The sequence below is a fragment of the Sphingomonas bacterium genome (assembly GCF_903643035.1).
Lineage (GTDB): Bacteria > Pseudomonadota > Alphaproteobacteria > Sphingomonadales > Sphingomonadaceae > Sphingomonas.
On the sequence record NZ_CAHJWW010000293.1, the window covers coordinates 1 to 3,282 of the forward strand.

The following is a 3,282-nucleotide window of genomic DNA, read 5'->3' on the forward strand; positions in this document are numbered from 1 at the left end:
CGCGGTCGTCTCGTCGGGGCCGGCGATGTGGCGGAAGCGGATGCCGGTACGCTCGACGATCCACTCGTCGGTGGTGTCGACATCCCGCGCCAGCTCGGCATTGGAGACGCGACGCACCGGCAGCGCCGATCCGGTGCCGGCGATCGCCGAACGCCGCCCCTTGCCGGCAGGCCCGGCATCCGCAGGCCCGGTACCCGCAGTCCGCGTCATCTCGGCCAACGTCATCTCGGCCAGCGTCATCTCAGGCGATACCCCGCACCGGCGCGGCGGCGGGACGGACCGCCGGCGGGGCACCGGCAGGGCGGACCGCCGGCGTCACGCCGGCAAGGTCGGCGGCGATGCGGCGGGTGAGGTCGTCGCGCACCATCTTGGCGGCCGCGCCGATCGCGGTGGCGACCCCCAGTTCGTTGGCGCTGCCATGGCTCTTCACGACGATGCCGCCCAATCCCAGGAAGACGGCGCCGTTGTGGTTATTGGGGTCGAGATGGTCGCGCAGCAGTTCGGTCGCGGGGCGCGAGATCAGGAAGCCGATCCTGGAGCGGGTCGAACTGCGGAACGCGCGCTTCAGCAGGTCGGCGACGAAGCGCGCCGTGCCCTCGGCGGTCTTGAGCGCGATGTTGCCGGAAAATCCGTCGCACACGATCACGTCGACCTCGCCGCTGGCCAGCCGGTCGCCCTCCACGAAGCCGGTGAAGTCGATCGCCAGCCCCGTCCCTTGCGTCTCGGCGTCCTTCAACGCCGCCGCGGCGGCGCGGATCTCCTCCGTGCCCTTCTGGTCCTCGGTCCCGATGTTGAGCAGCGCGACGCGCGGCCGCGCGAGGTCGAGCGCGGTGCGCGCATAGGCGGCGCCCATCACCGCGAACTGGACGAGGTTGCGCGCGTCGCACTCGGTATTCGCGCCCAGGTCGAGCATGACGACGTCGTTGGCGCCCAGCGTCGGCAGCAGCGCGGCGAGCGCCGGCCGGTCGATGCCCGGCAGCATGCGCAACGCGACCTTGGCCATCATCATCAGCGCGCCGGTATTGCCCGCCGACACCGCGGCGGCGGCCCGGCCCTGCTTCACCAGGTCGATCGCGATGCCCATCGACGTCGTCTTGGCGCGGCGCATCGCCAGGCCGGGCTTTTCCGACGACTCGACCCGTCCGGGAGCGTGGACCACCTCGGACGCCCGCGACAGGCTGGGATGGCGCTTCAGCCCGGCGTGGATCGCGGCCTCGTCGCCGACCAGCAGGAAGCGGGTGGCGGGGTGCAGGCGGGACGCACGGGCGACGCCCGCGAGCATCACCGCCAGCCCCTCGTCGCCGCCCATCGCATCGATGGCGATCACGGAGCCGCGCCTGTCGCCGGCCGGGGTGGAGGCCGCCGTCAGCGCCACGACAACCCCGCCGCGCCGCGCTTCACGTCGGGCCTGGCCCCGTGTCGCACTCAGCCTTCGACCGCGACGATCTCTCGGCCGTTATAGTGGCCGCACTGAAGGCACATGTTGTGCGGGCGCTTCAGTTCGCCGCAGTTCGGGCACTCCTGGAACGACGCGATCGAGAGCGCGTCGTGCGCGCGGCGCATGCCCCGGCGGGACGGCGAGGTCTTTCTCTTGGGAACGGCCATGTCGGCACCTTGGTCCTTGCAACGAAGCGGAACGAACGAGCGACAGGTCCGTGAGCGCCGAGCCGACCCGCCGGCACGCCGGACGCAATCACGCTGGACGCCGACCGGGCCGGACACGTCGCGAAGTCCCGCGCCTATAGCGATTTGCGCCCGTGTTGCAAGCTCGGGCGGGGAGTGGCACGACGGGGGCGGTCGACCAAGGAGCCGGACGACATGATCGTGCTACCCGTTTCACTGACAACCGCGGGCGCGCTGGCGCTGATCCACCTGTGGCTGGCGTTCCGCGTGTCGCAGCAGCGCATGGCGAGCAAGGTGATGGTCGGCGACCAGGGCGATCCGGTGCTGCTGGCCCGGATGCGCGCGCACGCCAACAACGCCGAATACGCGCCGTTCGCCATGATCCTGATCGTGCTGGTCGAACTGGCGCGGGAGCCGGGCTGGTGGCTGTGGGCGATCGCCGGGCTGTTCGTCGTCGGACGGCTGGCGCACGGGCTGGGGATGGTCCGCCCCGCACCCAACCCGCTGCGCGCGGGCGGCATCATGCTGACATGGGCGGCGCTCGCCGCGCTGGCCGTCTGGGCGATCGTGATCGCGCGGCAGACACCCGCGACGGTCGTCCGCGGCGCGCCGGCGACGGCGACACCGATGGCGTGATCCGGCCCGCCTCTATGGACGGGACGCCGGGCCGGCGCCGCCTCGACCCAGCGCCGCGTCCGACACGAACGGGTTGGAGCGGCGCTCGGCGGCGAAGGTGCCGGCGCCGCCGTGGCCGGGGATGAAGGCGGTCTCCCCGCCCATCGGCCACAGCTTCGTCACGACCGATCGGATCAGCGCGGCAGGGTCGCTGCGCGGGAAGTCCGTGCGGCCGACCGACCCGGCGAACAGCACGTCGCCCACCAGCGCGAGCCGCGAGGGCGCATGGTGGAACACGACATGGCCCGGGGTATGTCCCGGCGTCTCGTACACGTCGAGGGTCAGCGCCCCGACGGCGACCGCGTCCCCCTCCGCCAGCCAGCGGTCGGGCGCGTCGAACGAAACGCCCGCCATGCCATAGTGCAGCCCCGTCTCCGCGAGCGACCGGAGCAGCCATGCGTCGGCCCGGTGCGGACCCTCGATCGGCACGCCAAGCTCGTCCGCCAGGGGCCTGGCCGCGCCCGCATGGTCGATATGCCCGTGGGTCAGGACGATCTTCTCGACCGCCACGCCATGCTCCGCCGCCGCCGCGCGCAGCCGCGGCACGTCGCCGCCGGGATCGACGAACGCGCCGCGCATCGTGGCGGTGCACCACAGCAGGGTGCAGTTCTGCTGGAGAGGGGTGACGGGGATCATCACGGCGCGCAAGGGGGCCGGAGGCGACGGGTCGGTCATGCCACGCGCATGACCCGCCCGCGCCGACAGGTCAACGAAGGGCGGTCGGCGGCGGGCCTCGCCGACGAGGAGGCTTGCCGATCCGCCGCGCGCGGTACATCGCCTGCACCATGAAGCTCGCCCGCGACCGGCCGTTCGTCCTGCTCGACGATGCCCGCGCGGGAGGGGCCGGCGCGGCGCGCGCATCCGCGCGGCTGTACCGCGATCCCGTCCGCGTGCTGACCGCGCGCACCCCGGCGGACGTGCGCGCGGTCATGGTCGAGGTCCGCGCCGCGACGGCGACCGGCCTGTCGGCGGCGGGGTATCTCG

General features: G+C 73.0%; 4 protein-coding genes and 2 pseudogenes. 2 read left to right on the forward strand and 4 right to left on the reverse strand.

Annotated elements, in window-relative coordinates; genetic code table 11:
- From HUV01_RS14065 to rpmF, 3 genes and pseudogenes are all read right to left on the reverse strand, one after another.
- A pseudogene (locus HUV01_RS14065) lies at window positions 1–210 on the reverse strand (hypothetical protein); the annotation flags it as partial.
- Window positions 211–241: 31 nt separating this feature from the next.
- Complete coding sequence (plsX, locus tag HUV01_RS14070; protein WP_302480067.1) at window positions 242–1,369, reverse strand: phosphate acyltransferase PlsX; 1,128 nt, start codon at window positions 1,367–1,369, stop codon at window positions 242–244.
- 56 nt (window positions 1,370–1,425) lie between these two features.
- Complete coding sequence (rpmF, locus tag HUV01_RS14075; RefSeq protein WP_174298840.1) at window positions 1,426–1,605, reverse strand: 50S ribosomal protein L32; 180 nt, start codon at window positions 1,603–1,605, stop codon at window positions 1,426–1,428.
- Between the two features lie 213 nt (window positions 1,606–1,818).
- On the opposite strand from rpmF, the gene HUV01_RS14080 reads away from it, so the two are divergent.
- Entirely contained in the window at window positions 1,819–2,259 is a 441-nt protein-coding gene (locus HUV01_RS14080) for an MAPEG family protein (protein ID WP_174298841.1), read from the forward strand.
- Between the two features lie 12 nt (window positions 2,260–2,271).
- Here the strand turns inward: HUV01_RS14080 and HUV01_RS14085 are convergent, their stop codons facing one another.
- The gene (locus HUV01_RS14085; protein ID WP_174298842.1) at window positions 2,272–2,973 is read right to left on the reverse strand and encodes an MBL fold metallo-hydrolase; all 702 of its coding nucleotides are present in this window, start codon (window positions 2,971–2,973) and stop codon (window positions 2,272–2,274) included.
- A gap of 74 nt (window positions 2,974–3,047) precedes the next feature.
- On the opposite strand from HUV01_RS14085, the pseudogene HUV01_RS14090 reads away from it, so the two are divergent.
- Window positions 3,048–3,282: pseudogene (locus HUV01_RS14090) on the forward strand (hypothetical protein); the annotation flags it as partial.